Origin of the sequence: Streptomyces sp. NPDC051364, from assembly GCF_040682115.1 — a bacterium.
Classification (GTDB): domain Bacteria; phylum Actinomycetota; class Actinomycetes; order Streptomycetales; family Streptomycetaceae; genus Streptomyces.
In genome coordinates this window covers 13012-29332 of sequence record NZ_JBFBAH010000037.1, presented here as the reverse complement: position 1 = coordinate 29332, position 16321 = coordinate 13012, and the positions used below count along the sequence as shown (strand labels likewise).

Annotated in this window: 12 protein-coding genes; 5 read left to right on the top strand and 7 right to left on the bottom strand. The window is 71.9% G+C overall.

Annotated elements, in window-relative coordinates; genetic code table 11:
* Positions 1–114: 114 nt before the first annotated feature.
* Entirely contained in the window at positions 115–1758 is a 1644-nt protein-coding gene (locus tag AB0M76_RS38000) for an FAD-binding oxidoreductase (protein WP_365957300.1), read from the bottom strand.
* Positions 1759–1819: 61 nt separating this feature from the next.
* Between AB0M76_RS38000 and AB0M76_RS37995 the strand changes: the two genes are divergently transcribed.
* Positions 1820–2500: a TetR/AcrR family transcriptional regulator gene (locus AB0M76_RS37995; RefSeq protein ID WP_365957299.1), complete on the top strand. Its 681-nt coding sequence runs from the start codon at positions 1820–1822 to the stop codon at positions 2498–2500.
* Positions 2501–2563: 63 nt separating this feature from the next.
* On the opposite strand, the gene AB0M76_RS37990 is transcribed toward AB0M76_RS37995, so the two are convergent.
* Complete coding sequence (locus AB0M76_RS37990) at positions 2564–3397, bottom strand: class I SAM-dependent methyltransferase (protein ID WP_365957298.1); 834 nt, start codon at positions 3395–3397, stop codon at positions 2564–2566.
* Positions 3398–3698: 301 nt separating this feature from the next.
* Between AB0M76_RS37990 and AB0M76_RS37985 the strand changes: the two genes are divergently transcribed.
* On the top strand, positions 3699–4307 hold the full coding sequence (locus AB0M76_RS37985) for a response regulator transcription factor (RefSeq protein ID WP_365957297.1): 609 nt from the start codon (positions 3699–3701) through the stop codon (positions 4305–4307).
* A gap of 37 nt (positions 4308–4344) precedes the next feature.
* Here AB0M76_RS37985 and AB0M76_RS37980 read toward each other — a convergent pair whose 3' ends face one another.
* The 4 genes from AB0M76_RS37980 to lanKC all read right to left on the bottom strand — a co-directional run bounded on the left by AB0M76_RS37980 (position 4345) and on the right by lanKC (position 10785).
* A complete protein-coding gene (locus AB0M76_RS37980; protein ID WP_365957296.1) occupies positions 4345–6144 on the bottom strand; it encodes an ABC transporter ATP-binding protein in 1800 nt (599 codons plus the stop codon).
* Positions 6141–7940 (bottom strand): ABC transporter ATP-binding protein, encoded by a 1800-nt coding sequence (locus tag AB0M76_RS37975; RefSeq protein ID WP_365957295.1) that lies wholly within the window; start codon positions 7938–7940, stop codon positions 6141–6143. Before AB0M76_RS37975 ends, AB0M76_RS37980 begins: the two co-directional genes overlap by 4 nt.
* Positions 7941–8008: 68 nt before the next feature.
* Positions 8009–8155, bottom strand: coding sequence for a SapB/AmfS family lanthipeptide (locus tag AB0M76_RS37970; protein WP_266659907.1), 147 nt, complete (start codon positions 8153–8155; stop codon positions 8009–8011).
* Positions 8152–10785 (bottom strand): class III lanthionine synthetase LanKC, encoded by a 2634-nt coding sequence (gene lanKC / locus AB0M76_RS37965; RefSeq protein ID WP_365957294.1) that lies wholly within the window; start codon positions 10783–10785, stop codon positions 8152–8154. The genes AB0M76_RS37970 and lanKC overlap by 4 nt, the downstream gene beginning before the upstream one ends.
* 404 nt (positions 10786–11189) lie before the next feature.
* Between lanKC and AB0M76_RS37960 the strand changes: the two genes are divergently transcribed.
* On the top strand, positions 11190–12179 hold the full coding sequence (locus AB0M76_RS37960) for a glycerophosphodiester phosphodiesterase family protein (protein ID WP_365957293.1): 990 nt from the start codon (positions 11190–11192) through the stop codon (positions 12177–12179).
* A gap of 170 nt (positions 12180–12349) precedes the next feature.
* Here AB0M76_RS37960 and AB0M76_RS37955 read toward each other — a convergent pair whose 3' ends face one another.
* Positions 12350–13216, bottom strand: a complete 867-nt coding sequence (locus tag AB0M76_RS37955; RefSeq protein WP_365957292.1) for an alpha/beta fold hydrolase — start codon at positions 13214–13216, stop codon at positions 12350–12352.
* A 575-nt stretch (positions 13217–13791) separates the two neighbouring features.
* On the opposite strand from AB0M76_RS37955, the gene AB0M76_RS37950 reads away from it, so the two are divergent.
* Complete coding sequence (locus tag AB0M76_RS37950; RefSeq protein ID WP_365957291.1) at positions 13792–14292, top strand: VOC family protein; 501 nt, start codon at positions 13792–13794, stop codon at positions 14290–14292.
* Between the two features lie 803 nt (positions 14293–15095).
* Positions 15096–16310: a M4 family metallopeptidase gene (locus tag AB0M76_RS37945; RefSeq protein ID WP_365957290.1), complete on the top strand. Its 1215-nt coding sequence runs from the start codon at positions 15096–15098 to the stop codon at positions 16308–16310.
* Positions 16311–16321: the final 11 nt, after the last annotated feature.

Here is a 16321-nt window from a genome sequence, read left to right as displayed (position 1 = left end):
GCGCGCTCGCCCAACCCCGCACACGTCTCGTTAGCCGCTACAAGGAGCAGCGAACGTCCGGCGCTTGAATCGCGGCCTGCAACGAGACGGCGCCGGCGCGGGTGCGCGGTCCGCTCAGCTCTGCTCCCCGTCGAAGAGCACTCCGGGGTTGAGGATTCCTGCCGGGTCGAGCGCGTTTTTCGCGGCCCGCAGCGCCCGGGCGAACGGCTCCGGGCGCTGCCGGTCGTATCCGGGACGGTGGTCGCGGCCGACGGCGTGGTGGTGGGTGACGGTCGCCCCGTGCGCGCCGAGCATGTCCATCGCGGCGGACTTGATCTCGTCCCACATCGCGACTTCCGAGCCGCGCCTCGTCGGGGCGATGACGGTGAAGTAGGGGGCGGGGCCGTCGGGGTAGACGTGGGTGAAACGGCAGTTGATCATCCCCTCGGCGCCGGTGACCTTGCGTACGACGGCGCCCAGGTCCCGGTGCACGGCCTCGTACAGGGCGTCGGCACGGTCCCAGGTGCAGGCCGTTTCGAAGGTCTCGCTGATCACGCTCATCCGCGCGAGTCCGTCGCGCAGGTAGGGCATGCGCAGGAACGCGGAGCGCCACGCGCCGGCCGCAGAGTCATCGGTGGGGCCACCGGTGGGGCCACCGGCCGCGGGTGGGGTCCCGGCCGGCGAACCGCCGTGGTCCTGCGCCAGGGTGACCAGTTCGGCGAGCCGGTCGGCGACGGGGAAGTGCGCGGACTCCACCCCGAGGACGAGTACGCTCCGGCCGCCGCCCCCGGCCACGCCCGCGAGCGCGGCCTCGCCCGGATCGAGCAGCCGGCAGTTGGCCGGGTGCAGGCCAGACTGCGCGATGGCGCGGACCGCGTCGGCCGCGGCCTTGAAGTCGTCGAACAGGACCGAGGCGGACGCCTTGTGGCGGGGCCGGTCCTGCAGCCGCATCCATGCCACGGTGATCACGCCGAGCGTGCCCTCCGATCCCAGGAACAGCCGGTCGGGGGACGGGCCCGCGCCCGGACCGGGCACCCGCAGCGATTCGTTGACGCCGACCGGGGTGACCACGCGCATGGACTCGGTCAGATCGTCGATGTGGGTGAGGAGCGTGGCGTAGTGGCCGCCCGCCCGGGTCGCCAGCCAGCCGCCGAGGGTGGAGAACTCGAAGCTCTGCGGAAAGTGGCGCAGGGTCAGCCCGTGCGGCCGCAGCTGGGCTTCGAGGTCGGGCCCGAGCACGCCCGCCTGGATCCGCGCCGCCCTGCTGGCGGTGTCGATGTCGAGTACGCGGTCGAGGGCGGCGAGGTCGAGTGAGACCACGCCGCGCCGCCGGTCCCCGCGGTATTCCACTCCCCCGACCACCGAACTGCCCGCTCCGTAGGGCACGACGACCACGTCCGCGCTCTCGGCCCAGTCCAGTACGTCCACGACGTCCTGCTCGCAGCGGGGGAAGGCGACCTGGTCCGGAGCCGCCCCGAGTTCGCCGCGCAGGGCCCGTACGACGTCGCGGTAGGCCTTGCCGTAGGTGTGGGAGGCCCGGTCCGGCGGGGTGTCGGACATGAAGTGGGCGAGTGAGGACGGCGGGGTGACCCGGGCCTTCGGCAGATCGACGCAGCGGACGTCGGGCACCGGCAGCGGGGTGGCGGCCGCACCGGGGACCAGCGCGCCGAGGGCGGCGCACTCGCTGTCGGGCAAGGCCTTGTCATCGGTGCCCCAGCCCCACCAGGAGCGGCGGCGTCGGGGCGAGGCGAGAGGGGCGGCGGGCACGGTCTCGGCCATGGCAATATAACCCTTCGGTAATTTACCGCATGGTAATTTACTCCACCGTATAGTTCGCCTTATGGACTCCACAAGCGCCGGCACCACACCGGGCACCCCACCCACCACCTCGCCGCCCCCGGGCAGGCGCCGAGGCAGACCGGCGGGGACGAAGGGCGTGCCGCGCGCCGAGCGCGAGGAGCAGATCCTCGCCGCCGCGCTGGAGGAGTTCGGCCGGCACGGACACGCGTCCGCGTCGATGGCCGCGATCGCCCGGCGGGTGTGCGTGACGAAGCCGATGCTCTACGCCTACTTCGACTCGAAGGACGGGCTCTACCTCGCCTGCCTCGAACACATCGCCGACCGCGTCATCGCGGCGATCGACGAGGCGATGTCCGGCGGGCCGGACGCCATTGCCGAGGAGCAGCTCCCCCACGCCGTCCTCACCGGGCTCTTCACGGCCCTCGAAGACCGGCGTCACGCCTGGTTCGTCCTCTACGACAGGACCTTGCCTCCGGGATCCGAACTGCGCCTCGCCGCCCAGCGGCACCGCGAGGCCATCGACGGGCTCGCCGCGACCGGCACCGCGGCACTGCTGAGCGGCCACGGCAACGAGGACCCCCTCGACGCCGACGCCCTCAAGCACGTGTGGACGGGCACCGTCAGCGCCCTGATGGGATGGTGGATCGCCCACCCCGAGCAGTCCGCCCAGGACATGAGCACCCGCTGCGCCCGCCTGCTCACGGCCATCCGCACCGCCTGACCCCCGACGCCGTGATCGATGCGGCTGAATCATCGGGGGTTGAGGCGGGCGAAGCCCGGCCGGCTACGGGCGGGTGGCGGTGACCAGGTAGTAGTCCAGGATCTGCTGCTCCCAGGCGGCCAGGAAGTTCCGGGGCCAGGTGCCCGGCGCCCAGAGGCGCGCGAGCCAGCGGTCCCAGCCGGGCCAGACCTGCGAACCGATCGAGGTGATCCGTACGTCGGCGAAACCGGCGTCCGCCAGGGCTTCGTCGAGCCGGGAGACGGGCCGGGCGATGTCCAGGCCGCTGGCGAACGAGTCGAGCAGCCCCGCGAGCCGCTCCGCCGGCGCGGGCGCACCCTCGACGCTGAAGAAGCTGGCGACCGCCACCCGCCCGCCGGGGCGCAGGACCCGCGCCGCCTCGCGGGCGAACGCGGGCAGGTCCGGGAAGTGCTGGGCCGCCTCGACGCTGTACAGGCAGTCGAACTCGGCGTCGCCGAGCGGCAGGCTCTCCGCCGCCCCGAGCACGAAGCGCAGCCGGGGCGGCCGGGCTTCGAGGAGGAGGGAGTTCGCTTCGCGAGCCCGCCGGAGCTGCTGGGGGTGGATGTCCACCCCGGTCATCTCCGTGGGCCCGTATTCCTCCAGGGCGAGGGCACACCCGAGGCCGAGACCGCAGCCGATCTCCACGGCCCGACCGCCCGCGGGTCCGACCGCGTCGAGTACGTGCCGGTAGAGGTCCTGCTCGCTGCGGATCCGGTCACCCTGGGACAGCGGCTGTTCGAGATCGATCGCCCGCCAGTAGCCGAAGTTGATGAACCCTCCGGCGAACACCGGCACGGCGCTGAGATCGGCCGGACCGTACGTCTCCCACACCTCGGGCCGCACGATCGGAGCGGGCTGCTCTGCAGGGGTCCCCGCCACCACGCCTCCACCTCCTCGTAATGGGGCGTTCCGCCCCGGAGTCTCCAGTGTGGCGCGTGGGCCCCCGCCGCGACAGAGGACCCGCCCGGGTCTGGGACGGGCTGCCGTGGACGGCGGGCGGGCAGGACCGGTCCGGCCCTCCCGGCTCTCAAGGGGGTTACCCGCCGAAGGGAAGCGGAATCCGTGGGTATCTCGGCCAACTTGTCCGTACGCCCCTGCACGCCCCCCGCAGTGACGTTCCATCGGCCCCGTATGGGGGCACCCGTGGTGCCGTTGGTACGTCTACAGAGGAGCGCACACCATGACGAAGGTCCTCGTCCTCCACAGCGTCAGCCTGGTCAGGTCGGCACTGGCCGCCCTCCTGAGATCCGAAGGGCCCTTCGAGGTCACGTCGGCGGGCTGGCGGGCCGCGGTACGCCAGGCCGAGTCGTTACAACCAGATGTGACGGTCGTCGACCTCGACTGTCCGGGGACGACGGCCGTCCTCGCCGATGACGGGCGCGCCGACCACCAGGTCCTCGCGCCCCCGTCCCCCGTCCTGGTGCTCGCGTCGACCGGCGCGCCCGGGCTGCTGCACCGCGCCTTCCGCGCCGAGGCGCGCGGCTACGTCGACAAGGGCGGCTCGCCGGGGCGGCTCGTACGGGCGGTCCGGAAGGTCGCCGCGGGGGAACGCTTCATCGACGCCTCGCTGGCTTCCGCGTTCATGGAGGCCGACCCCGTGCCGCTGAGCCCGCGGGAGCTGAGCGTGCTGACCCGGGCCGCGGAGGGCGATTCGATCGCCGAGATCGCCTGCACGCTGCACCTGGCGAGCGGGACGGTACGCAACTACATGGCCGCGGCGACGCGTAAGACCGGGGCGCGCAATCTGATCGACGCGATCCGGATATCCCGGCGGGCCGGCTGGGTCTGATCCTCGGGCGGCGCCGCGGACGGGCACGACGGCCGTGTCACTCGTCCGCGGCCTGGTTCCACCTCCCCACCAGATCGCGGTACAGGGGTGACCTGGCGGGGAGTTCTTCATGTGTGCCGCAGACGGCGCGGGTCCCGTCGAGGACGAGGACCCGGTCGGCGCGGGCCGCGGACGAGACGCGGTGGGCCACGACGACGAGTGTGCCGGGACGCTCCGCCAGGGCCCGTTCTGCACGCTCCTCGGCAGCCGGGTCCAGGTGGCAGGTGGCCTCGTCGAGCAGCAGCAGCGGAGCGGGCGAGAGGTAGGCGGCGGCGAGCGCGAGCTGCTGGCTCTCGCCCCGGGACAGCAGCCGGGGGGACAACTCGGCGTCCAGGCCGCCGAGCCGTGCCACCAGCTCGTCCAGCCCGAGGGCGCGGACGGCGCGCTGCACTCGGGCGTCGCCGGGCCCGGGGGTGCCCGGGGCCGCGGCGAGGTGGGTCAGGTTCTCCCGTACGGTGCCGGTGAACACGTAGGCCTGCTGCGGCAGCAGGGTCCGCCGTGGATCCGGTCCGTCGGCCCCGGGTACCCGGCGGGCGGCCGCGCCGGCGACGAGGACCGATCCCGCGTCGGGTGACAGCATTCCGGCGAGCAGGGCGGTGAGCGTGGACTTGCCGATTCCGCTCGGTCCGACCACCGCGAGGTGCTCCCCCGGGCGCACCACCAGGTCGAGGTCGTCGAGTACGGGAGCCGCGCCGGGGCCGTAGGCGAAGGTGACACCCCGGAGCTCGGCCGCGGCGTCGGTCGGCGTGCGGGCCGGCCGGGGCGGCTGCGGCTGCGGTTTCGGCTGCGGCTGCGGTTTCGGCTTCACGGGGCTGTGGCCGACCGGATCCGGCGGCACCGGACCGCTGAAGCGTTCGAGGACCACGAGCAGCCGGGTCCCGGCGGAACCCAGTGCGGTCATCAGGGAGTTGAGGGCGGGCAGCAGGGCCTGTACCAGGTACGTGAGGCCGCCGGCCAGCGTGCCGGCGGTGATCCCGCGGCCCAGCAGCCAGGGCGTCGCCGCGAGGAGTGCGATCACCGGCAGCCGGCCCGCCGTGCCCAGGGCCAGGGTGCGCAGGGCCGCCCAGCCCGCGAGGGTGCGCGCCAGCCGTTCCTGGGCGGCGATCAGGGGCTCCACCCGGGCTTCCGCAGCGGTCTGCCCCCCGCAGGCGACTATGTCGCGCAGGCCCTCGGCCAGCCTCCCCGCCCGGTCGGCCAGCGCCTCGTCGGTGTCCAGGGACCTGCGCTGTACGGAGGCCAGGGGGCGCAGCGTGGCCAGGAAGGCGGCCATGCCCAGCAGCAGGGGCGGCAGCACGACCAGCAGCAGCACGGGCGCCAGGGCGGCCATGCCGGCGAAGGCGCCCACGGCGGTGAACACGAACGAACGTGCCGTAAGGACCAGCCCCGCGAAGGAGTCCCGGGCCATTTCGGTCTGCTGGGTCAGCCGGGACACGGCGCCCGTGTCGGCAGCGCCCGCCGGGTCGGCGACCGCCCGGTCCAGTGCCTGCCGCACCGCCCGCCGGACCAGGCCGTCCCGCAGCGGCTCCACGAGGTCCGCGAGCCCGGCGAACACACCGCGCAGCGCGAACCCGCCGAGCAGCGCCCCGGCTCCGGCCGCGGCCAGCCAGCCGAGACCGGTGGCGGTGCGGCCGGCGAGGAAGCCGTCGTCGAGGGCGCGGGCCACGCCGTAGCCGCCGAGGAAGGTGTGCGCGGACTCCAGGAGCGACCATGCGGCCAGCCGGCCGACGGCCTTTCTGTGCCCGCGCAGGAACCGTCGGCCTTCGGGGGCCACCCGGCCCCGGGCCCCTCCCCCGGTCACCGCGCCGCCTCCCGCTCCGTGTCGTTCTGCATGTCCCTTTCCGTGTCGGCGGCGAACACCGCCCGGTAGGCGGGGTCGCGTTGCCACAGCTCACCGTGGGTTCCGGTCGCCCGTACCCGCCCGTCCTCCAGCCATACGACGAGGTCGGCGCGGACGGCGGACGAGAGGCGGTGCGCGACCACGATCCGGGTGCCGGGCCGGATCTCGCGGGCGAGGGCCCGCTCCACCTCGCGGGCCGTGACGGTGTCGAGGCTGGAGGTGGCGTCGTCCAGTACGAGGAGCCGGCCCGCGTGGCAGAACGCCCGGGCCAGCCCGAGGCGTTGGACCTCCCCGCCGGACATCGGGGCGTCGGCGAGGCGCGTGCCGTACGCGTGGGGCAGGCGCCGTACGAACAGGTCGGCGCCCGCAGCACGGGCCGCGGCACTCACCGCTTCCGGGCCGGGGTCCGGACCCGCGCCGAAGGCGATCGCATCGCGGACCGTGTCCCCGAGCAGCACGGGCCGGTCGAAGGCGTACCCGACTTCGCGGCGCAGTGCTGCGGCGGTCACCTCCCGCAGGGGCACCCCGTCCAGCAGTACCCGGCCCGCGTCGGGGTCGGTGAGCCGGCCGGCCACGGCGGCGAACAGCGTTTTGCCCGCGCCCGAGCGGCCCACCACGGCCACCGTGGCGCCTCCGGGGATCACCAGGCTGATGTCGTGCAGGACCGTCGCACCATCGCGCACGACCCGGACGCCCTGCAGTTCCAGGGTGCCGGGGCCGCCTTCCGGCAGTTCCGCCCGGCCGTAGCCGAGTACGGGCAGGGCCAGGAGGGCGGCGGTCCGCCGGGCCGCGGACCGGCCGCGGACCACGGCCGCGAGTCCGCCGGTCACCGCGCCGATGCCGGCCGCGAGGCCTGCGTACCGTACGGCGGCGAGGAATTCGCCGACCCCGATGGCCCCGGCCGACAGGCGGATGCCGCCGACGGCCAGGACCGCGTACAGGAGCATCGGCATGAGGGCCGCGGACCGGGCCGTGGTGCCGCCGTAGACCTGCCACATCCGCCTGCCCTCGGTGCCCAGCTCGGGCAACCGGGCCAGGATCCGCGCGCGTTCGCGCTCCGCGGTGCCGGCGGCGGCGATCGTACGCGCCCCGGCCAGCGCCTCGGTCAGGCGGCCGGCGGTCTCGAGCTGGACCTGCTGGTAGCGGGCGATGCTGGTGTGGGTGTCGCGGGCGAAGGCCCTCAGCAGGAGCACCAGGAACGGAACGCCGACGAGGAAGGCGAGTGCCGTCCACAGGTCGATGAGGAAGAGGGCGGTCACCGCGCCGAGCGGCGGCAGCAGTGCGGCGACGGCGTGCGCGACGGCGGCCGGGACCTTCCCGGCCTCGGTGGCGTGTGCGGTCAGCCGCGCGGCGGTTTCGCCGGGTGCGTGGCGGGCGCCGTGGTGCGGGGCCGTCCGCAGCAGCCGGGCGAGCGCGAGCCTGCGCAGGCTCGCGGTGGAGCGGCCGTCGACCTCGCCGGTCAGCCGGGCGGCGGCCGCGTCCAGCGCCACTTCGGCCGCGATGACCGCGGCGCACAGCAGTGTCCAGGCTGGGCCCGACGGGGCACCGCGGAGCAGCAGGACGAGGGTGTGGCCGAGGACGGCCGGTTCGGCGAGCGCCGCCGCGGCGGCGCTCAGCGTGCATCCGAAGACGGCGGCGGTGCGCCAGGCGCTGTGCCGGGCCGCTGCCACGAGAGCCCGGTCGGTGGTGCGTGCCACGGCTGCCGCCTGCGCCGTGCCAGCCGCCGTGCCGTCGGCCGCCGCGTCGGGGGGGCTCATCGGCGGATGCCTCCAGTGATGTGGTGCGGGCCCGGGCGGCGAACCGCCCGGGCCCGAGGTGACCTATGTCAGTTACAGGTCGTGATGCTCAGGCTGCTGTCGCCGCAGAGCAGCAGGCTGGCCCGGCTGCCGCCACCGCCCCCGCCCCCGTGCAGCGCGCCCTCGGTGACCTCTTCCTTGGGGGTCTCCATCGACTGCAGGTCGAGAAGCGTCATGTCAGATTCCTCTTCTGTCGAGTGGTGCGATGGGTCACGGTCCCGGGCGGGACCGGCTCTGGGGCTGCCGCGGTACGCCGCAGCGGCGGGAGGAACGGCAGGTGCGCGCGCCCGCCGGGCGCGGCGCTGCCGAGGGCGAGGAGAGCGCCGGCGGTGCCCGTGGCGAGGTCCATGGACAGGCGCATCATCTGCTCGCCGGGGAAGGCGAGATGGCCCTGGTACGGCACGGCGTGCCGGGCCAGCGCATCGATCTGGCGGGCGATGTCCGCGGGCCCCGTGCCCGGGCCCGGCGTGGTGGTCCGGGCCAGGTGGAGGATCATCCCGGCGGCGCCGCGCAGCAGCCCGGGCTGGGCGTAGAAGGTCGCCTGCGCCGCCCGTACGACCTCGCGCCGGGCCTGTTCGAACCGCTCGTCGGGAGCGTGCTCCAGCCAGTCGTCGAGGACCATGCCGATACCGACGCTGCCCTCGCCGAGGTACGGCATCGTGCGCCAGCCCTCGTTCACCTGGAGGGTGCCGTACGCGCTGGTGACGCAGCGGTCGAGGTCGCGGTGGAGCGACCGGGCGGCCTGGAGCAGCAGTTCCTTGTCGCCGGTGCGTTCGTACAGCCGCAGGAAGAGCAGGGCGGGGCCGGTGTTCCCGTACATCAGCCCGGCGCGGGCTGGCCGCTGCTCGGGGCTGGCGAGCAGTTCGGCGCAGCGCAGGGCCGCGGTGTGCAGCTCGCTCTCGCCGCTCGCGGTGCCGAGCGCGTCCAGGGCCAGGCCGATTCCGGCGAGGCCGCCGTGCAGGTCGGGGCCCGCGCTCTGCCAGGGCTGGTGCAGCAGCCGCTCGGTGAGGGCGAGGGCGCGGCCCGGGTGTCCGAGCCGGTTCAGGGTCCAGGCCGTGCCGGCGAGCCCGTCGTAGAAGCCGAGCGGAGTGCCGGACGCCGGTTCCTCGGTCCGCGCCAGCAGCCATTCCTCGGCTTCGGGCCAGGGTCCGGCGCCGGTCTCGGCGAGGGCGTGGAGCACTCCGGCGATCCCGTAGCCGAAGCCTGCGCCTGCGCCGGCGGTCGCGAACTGGGCGATGTCGCCCGGCACGAAGCGGTCTTCACGGTCCGGGGTGGCGCTCGCGCGTATCGCCGCGGTCATCGACGCGCGGGCGGCCGGCCATTCCCCGGGCTCGACGGGCAGGTACGGGCCGGGCGGTGCGGGCAGGCGGCCGCCCGGTGCACCCTGCGGGGCGCCGGACAGGATCTCTTCGACGGCCTCGTCGAGGAACTGACGTGGTACGGGGAACTGAGCGGCGGCGACGGCGGCCAGGTGGGCGGCCTTGGCCCGGTCCAGGACGAGCAGGCTGGTCAGGGGGAGGAACAGGGCGAGCCGCAGACAGGCGAGGGCGTAGCGGTCGACGGAGAACCCGCGCCGCTCGGCGGGGGCGACGAAGGCGGGGTTGGCCACGGTCTGCCGCAGTCCCTCGTCGACGTGCGCGGCGGCTTCGAAGTCCAGCAGGGCAACGGACGGTTCGCCGCTCTCGTCCTCCGCCACCATGATGTTGAAAAGGTGGAGGTCGTTGAAGACCACGCCGCGGGCGTGCACGGCTTCGACGGCCTCGGTGACGCGGCGGTGGATCGTCAGGGCCCACTCGGTGTACGAAGCGAGCTCCGCCGGGTCGGGGTCCGCCTCGATCAGCGGGTGGCGGCGGGCGAAGTAGGTGTTGAGCGGTTTGCCGGCGAGGTGCTGCAGCACCAGGAAGTGGTGGTCGCCGACCGTGAACGTGCCACGCACCGCGGGCACGCAGTCCAGGCCCGACAGCCGTTCCAGTGCGGCCTGTTCACGGTGCAGCCGGGTCACGGCGTCGGCGCCGTCGGCGGCGAGCCCGGCGTACGGGCGGGCCTCCTTGAGGACCACGCTCTCGCCGGTGCGGCTGTCCTTGCCCAGGTAGACGCCGCCGCCGTTGGAGAAGTGCAGCGCCCGCTCCACCGTGAAGGGGATGCCGGTCAGGGTGATCGCGGAGCGCGCTGCAAGGTGCGGCTCCAGGAAGGCGGGCAGCTCGAGCCACTCGGGCGGCTGGAACACCGGTCCGCGCGGGTCCGGTACGAGCCGCCCGTCGGGGGTCTCGATCGCCGGGACCAGTTCACCGTGCTCGTCGTAGCAGTGCCGCAGGGTGAAACTGCCGTAGCGCAGGTGGACCGGGCCGGCGCCCCAGCGCAGATCGCTGAGGATGTACGGGCCGGCCGCCCCGGCCAGCGCGGCGTCGAGGTCCTCCGCGATCCGGCGGCACTGCTGCTCGTCGGCCGGGTACACGGTGATGAACTTGCCGCTCGCCGCGCGGTCGGCGTACTTGGCGTTGCGCAGGTGCAGAAGGTACCGGCTCGGTATGAACTTGAAGGCGATGCGTCGGGCGGTGCAGTACTCGTACACCGTCGTCAGCAGCGATTCGGCGTTGTCGAGCGTGGCCGAGACGTGGATCTTCCAGCCCTGCGCGGGCAGTTCGGCCTCGACGGGGCGCAGAGCGAGCCAGTCGCCGCTGCGGTGCGAGCGCCACCCCGACGGGACGGGGGCGAGCGCGGCCGGGTAACTCTCACCGGCGCGCCGGTACGGCGCGTCGTAGAACCAGCGGTCGGCGTCGCAGAAGGCGGCGTACCCCTTGTTCACACCTGCTCCCTCGGTCGGCGGCAGAACCGACCGTGTCACGCCCGGCGGATGCGACGACAGTCACGCCTGTCACCGATGGGGTGTGCAGTACTCACGAGTCAGGTGTCCCGGATGACGTGCATCGGGTGCCCGGCGATTTCCACGAGACCGAAAAGCAGTGGCCCACGGTCCGAAGCGCCTCGACGGACGCCTGGTCATGGGGAGCCAATTCCACCATACCGGGATCTTCATTCCCCTTTCTCCGGTCGTTTTCCCGTCACATAGCGGAGGGAGCGGAAGCGGTTTCTCGCCACTCGAGGGCCGGCCCTAACCAAATTTCATTCATCATGCATTTATCGCATGTCAGCATGTGATGGGTGAGATCAATCGTCCGCTTCGGAAACCCGACATGACGGAGTATGTTCTTGACCACTTACCTCAGGCGTGCTGCCGGCCCACGGATGCTCTTGGCGCTGATCGCGGCCCTGTGCGGAATCATCGGTACCACCGCGCTCGGTACGGCCCCGGCGGCAGCAGCCGATCAGCGTCACCCCATCTACGCCATCGCGCACCGCGTCGACACCCTGGGCGGCGTGGACGCCGCGCTCAAGCACGGCGCCAACAGCATCGAGATAGACGTCTGTGCCTGGTGGAACCCGAACGAATGGCGGGCTTATCACGACTGTTCCTCGGCCGGTGACAACCGGCTGGGTCCCAGCTTCGACAGCATGATCGACCGCATTCTTTCCCACGCCAACTCAGGACGCCGGCTGTCGCTGGTCTGGCTGGACATCAAGGACCCGAACTACTGCGGAGAGCAGGAGAACCGCGGGTGCAGCGTCGCCGGACTGCGCGACAAGGCACAGCGGCTGACGGCTGCCGGGATCCAGGTGCTCTACGGGTTCTACGAGTACCACGGCGGCAGCACCCCGGACGTCGGCGGCAGGGGCTGGAAGAGCCTGGAAGGCAGGCTCGGCAGCCTGGAGGGCATCACGACGACCGGAACCCGCGACCAGGTCCGGGGGGCCTTCAACCGGTCCGGTTCCGGATTCCCGGCCGGTCGCCGGGTGATGGACTACGGTGACAGCGACATCACCAAGGGGTTCGGCAACTGCACGGAAGCCACTCACTACACGTGCGCGGAGCTGAAGAAGGGCGCCGGGGACCGTGACTCCGGACAGCTCGCGGCCACACTGTCCTGGACGACGACTTACAACGATCCGTGGTACGTCGACAAGCTGCTGGGCGACGGGCGTGTGGACGGCATCATCGCGGGCTACGGGGCCTTCACCGGAGTGCGCGAATACGACGACAGCTGGCAGTGCGCCAACTCCATCAGCCTCATCCGTGACTGGGTGAACCGCCACAGCGGCACCCATCGCATGGCGACCCCTGGTGACCGTCTGTTCAGGTAGAGCACAGGCATCGCCAGTTGCACCAGTGCGCGGTGTGCCCGCCTGACGTACGTCGGGTGCGCCGACACGGCGCGTTTCCGTTGACCGCGTGTGTCCTTGGCCATGGCCAAGGACACACGCGGCAGTGCGCACCGGGGTCGTCCTCGCGCACCGGGTACGACGCCCCCGGGCTATACCGCGAGTGCTGCGAGTTCACCCAGGACTCGGGCCGCTGGTGCCGGGTCGACCAGCCACTTCAGATGGCTGCCCGCAAGGGTGCGGACGTCGTACGGGTTGTCCGGCGTCAGCGCGTCGCCCTCGCGGATCAGCCGGTCCTGTATGGCGAGCGGCAGGCTCGTGTCGTCGGCCAGGCGGACGTAGGTCTTCGGGATGCGACCCCAGGTCTCGGCCTGTGCCCGGTCGGTGGAGGTGCCGACGTCCAGGTTCTCGTCGGGCTGGAAGGTGTTCAGGAACGTCAGGAACTCCTCGTCGGTGCCGTCGGCGAGGAAGGCCGCCTTGAAGGCCGCGAGCGCGTCCGGATTCGCGGTGCGGAAGTTGACGCGGAGCAGGCCGAGTTCGGCCGGGTTCCCGGCCAGCGCCAGGCCCAGGGCAGCGGCGTCGACCGTGGCCATCTCCGGCTCGGCGTAGTAGTCACTGACGTCGAGATCGACGGGGCACCAGGCCGAGACGTAGACGACGCGGTCGATCAGGTCCGGCCGTGCGTTGGCTGCGGCGGTGGCCGTGACGCCGCCACGGCTGTGGGAGACCAGGATCACCGGCCCGTTCTGCTTGGCCCTTTCGAGGATCCCGATCAGGTGCCCTGCATTGTCGGCGAGCGTGACGCCCTTGATCGAGCCGGGTGCCGTGGTGAGCTCTTCGAGATCTTGTGGCGCCTGGTAGGCGCGCGTGTAGGTCGCCTGGAAACCATGACCGGGTAGGTCGACGGCGACCGAACGGTGCCCCAGGAGACCGAGTTCGGCCTGGAGCGGCGCGAACGAGAAGGAGTTCGAAAAGGCTCCGTGAACCAGTACGAACGTCGGTTGCATCTGTCTACTCACTTTCTGACGCCCTGTGGCATCGGCGGCACGCGCGTCGCTGGTACCGGCCGGCAGCCACCTGCTCGAACCGGACCTCGCAGCAGGACCGGAGCGGGCGTCGCCACCGGACGCCGCTTGCGAGGAAGCCAAGGCCGAACGCCCCCACGGCCGGATCCGGATACGCACCCGCCGGCTCCCCCACCGCTACCCCCGACACACGGGCACCCCGTGCCACTCAAACTTCGATGGCACAAACCTAATGATCAATGGGGCCCTGTGGCAATGATCAAGGTCCGATGACACAGGACCGGACCGTCGTCGATGGTGATCGCGACGTCGTGGCCCGGGCCCTGGGCCAGCCGGGAGATCCCCGCCGGGATCGGGGTGGCGCCCTGGCCGGACCCGGACGCGGCCGAGGACCAGGCCGCCGAGCCGTCCTATAGCGATCGGCCGATACGGCGCCCGGCCCGGAAGCCGGACCTGAAGGTCGGGGCACTCATCGCGGCGGCCCGACCCGTAGGTAGTTCGAATTTGAACGTTATGCTGGAGTCACCCACATCGAGCCAGACCATTCGAGCCACCGGGAGCGCTGCCGCATGTCCGTCCGCCGCCTGAACCACGCCGTGCTCTGGATCCGCGACGTCGAGCGCTCCGTGGCGTTCTACACCGACGTCTTCGGATTCCAGGTCGACCACCTGACCGCCGGTCGCGCCGCCTTCCTGAGCGCCCCCGACAGCCTCAACGACCACGACCTCGGGCTGTTCGCGATCGGCGCCGACGCGCCCGGTCCCGAGCAGGGCCGGGTCGGCCTCTACCACCTGGCCTGGGAGGTCGGGACCCTCGGCGAGCTGGCGGAACTCGGACACAAGCTCACCGAACGCGGTGCGCTGGTCGGCGCGAGCGACCACCTGGTCTCCAAGTCCTTCTACGCCAAGGACCCGGACGGCAACGAGTTCGAGGTGATGTGGCGCGTCCCCCGCGAGGACTGGCCCGCCGAAGACTCCGACCAGCGCCCCGGCCCGCTCGACCTGCCGGCCGCGATCACGCGCTGGGGCGCGGACCTCGCGACGGGTTCGGCGGCAGGCTCCGCCACCTGAGGACACCGGAAATCCGGCCGGCTCCGGTCGCGGGTCCAGAAAGGCGTTCCCGTCGGCGGGCGGCCGGCGCCGCGACACCCGCGCGCCGGCGCCGGCAACACCGCGGCGATCAGGGCGGGCAGCTGTCCGCCGCCACCGCTGCGCCAACCGGACGCTGACCCGCAGGTCCTTGCCGACCAACGCACTCGCGAGCGAAACGCTCCGCGGCCTGTAGCCGTAACCCCTCGTGAAACTCCTGGCGCGAGGCGGTCAGCCCGCCCCCCGTGGATACCGCATGCCTCCGGTTGATACCGCAGCGGACGACAAGCCGTCGATGTGATCCGGCTGCCCGACCGCAGTCAGCCCCTACGACACCACGAGTTCAACCTAAGCACCCACCCATCCAGCCCGGTGGGAAAGGACTTAGCCTTTTTGACCTTCCGGTTCGTGCCGGCCTGTCCGGCTGCCGGCAGACCGGGTATCCGGGCCGGCATCCAGCCGATCCCGTGCCACCCGAGCGAGACAGATTGCTGCACGTCGCCCATTTCTTGGCGTCCGGCGGCCGTCCGGGGTGGATCTCCGGGCACTTTCGTTGCGTTTGCCCGTCGCTGCGGACGGCAGGAGACTGGTGATATCAGCGTGGCCCCGCCCCTGGAATCCGGGCTGCTTGGCGCCGAACGCTTCTCCCGCTGCTGTCAGATCAGCGGGCCCCTGCTGTTTCCTCGACCCTTTCCACGGCCGGGAACTCGAGCAGGGGTCTGAGAACATCCAAGCGTCAACTGATGAATTGTCAACCGTTGGTCCTCTCGCCCAGGAGGTGCCCCATGAGCAGGACCCGCCCAGTCCACTGCATCATTCCCCCGTACATTCTCGACAAGCTCCTGGAGAGCGAAGACCGTGAGGTACGCCAGGCCGCCTTGGACACTCTGCTGACCACTGCGCGCCTGCGGGGCGAGCGAGCGGTCCGGGCGTCCCTCGCCGGTGCGGCCGCCACCGCCGGTAACGGCCGGCGCACCGTCTTCGACTGCGAGCAGGGGGTTTCCCTCCCCAACGCTGTCCTGGTCAGGCCTGAAGACGGACCGGAGTCCGCGGACCCGGCCCTCAACCAGGCGTTCGACGGACTCGGCCTGACGCGCGATTTCTACAAAGAGGTGTTCCAGCGCAATTCGATCGATGACCGGGGGATGCGGCTGGACGGATACGTCCACTTCGACGTCCAATTCAACAACGCGTTCTGGGACGGACGCCAGATGGTCTTCGGCGACGGGGACGGCAAGGAGTTCAGCAACCTCACGGGATCGCTGGACGTCATCGCTCACGAGTTGACGCACGGGGTCACCGAGAACACCTCGGAGTTCGAGTACCACAATCAGTCCGGGGCCCTGAACGAGTCGATGTCGGACGTCTTCGGGTCGCTGGTCAAGCAATGGTCACAGAAGCAGAAGGCCGAGGATGCGGACTGGCTGATCGGGGCTGACGTGTGGACCCCGGGGATCGGCGGTGACGCCCTGCGGTCGATGAAGGCGCCGGGGCAGGCATACGACAATCCGCAGTTCGGAAAAGACCCCCAGCCCGACCGTATGAGCAAATTCGTGCACCTGCCCGACACCCGTAGAGGGGACTTCGGCGGGGTGCACTACAACTCCGGCATTCCGAACAAGGCGTTCTTCCTGGCTGCCGTGGGCATCGGCGGATTCGCATGGGAGGCCGCCGGGAACATCTGGTACGAATCACTCAAAGCCTCCAGCAGGGATGCCACTTTCCAGGATTTCGCGGACACCACCTTCCAGAAGGCCGGGGAACTGTTCGGCATCGGAAGCCCCGAGCAGTCGGCCATGCTGGCGGCGTGGCAGGGAGTGGAGATCCAGATCAGCGGGGTCCCGGCGGGGCTCGCCCGGGCACGGAGCTTGCCGGTCAACGGGAACGGCGGCCTGGGCCGGCAGGACGGCTTGGCGGCCCTGTCCAGACAGATCGGGGAACTGAGCGCCAAGGTGAGCGGGCTGGCCAAGGAAATGGCCGCACTGAAGGGGGCCAAGTGACCACCGGTCGC

Coding starts and splice junctions, on each gene's coding strand:
- AB0M76_RS37950 (WP_365957291.1), top strand. CDS start 13,792: ATGTCCGTCCGCCGCCTGAACCACGCCGTGCTCTGGATCCGCGACGTC.
- AB0M76_RS37945 (WP_365957290.1), top strand. CDS start 15,096: ATGAGCAGGACCCGCCCAGTCCACTGCATCATTCCCCCGTACATTCTC.
- AB0M76_RS37970 (WP_266659907.1), bottom strand. CDS start 8,155: ATGACGCTTCTCGACCTGCAGTCGATGGAGACCCCCAAGGAAGAGGTC.
- AB0M76_RS37995 (WP_365957299.1), top strand. CDS start 1,820: ATGGACTCCACAAGCGCCGGCACCACACCGGGCACCCCACCCACCACC.
- AB0M76_RS37985 (WP_365957297.1), top strand. CDS start 3,699: ATGACGAAGGTCCTCGTCCTCCACAGCGTCAGCCTGGTCAGGTCGGCA.
- AB0M76_RS38000 (WP_365957300.1), bottom strand. CDS start 1,758: ATGGCCGAGACCGTGCCCGCCGCCCCTCTCGCCTCGCCCCGACGCCGC.
- AB0M76_RS37975 (WP_365957295.1), bottom strand. CDS start 7,940: ATGAGCCCCCCCGACGCGGCGGCCGACGGCACGGCGGCTGGCACGGCG.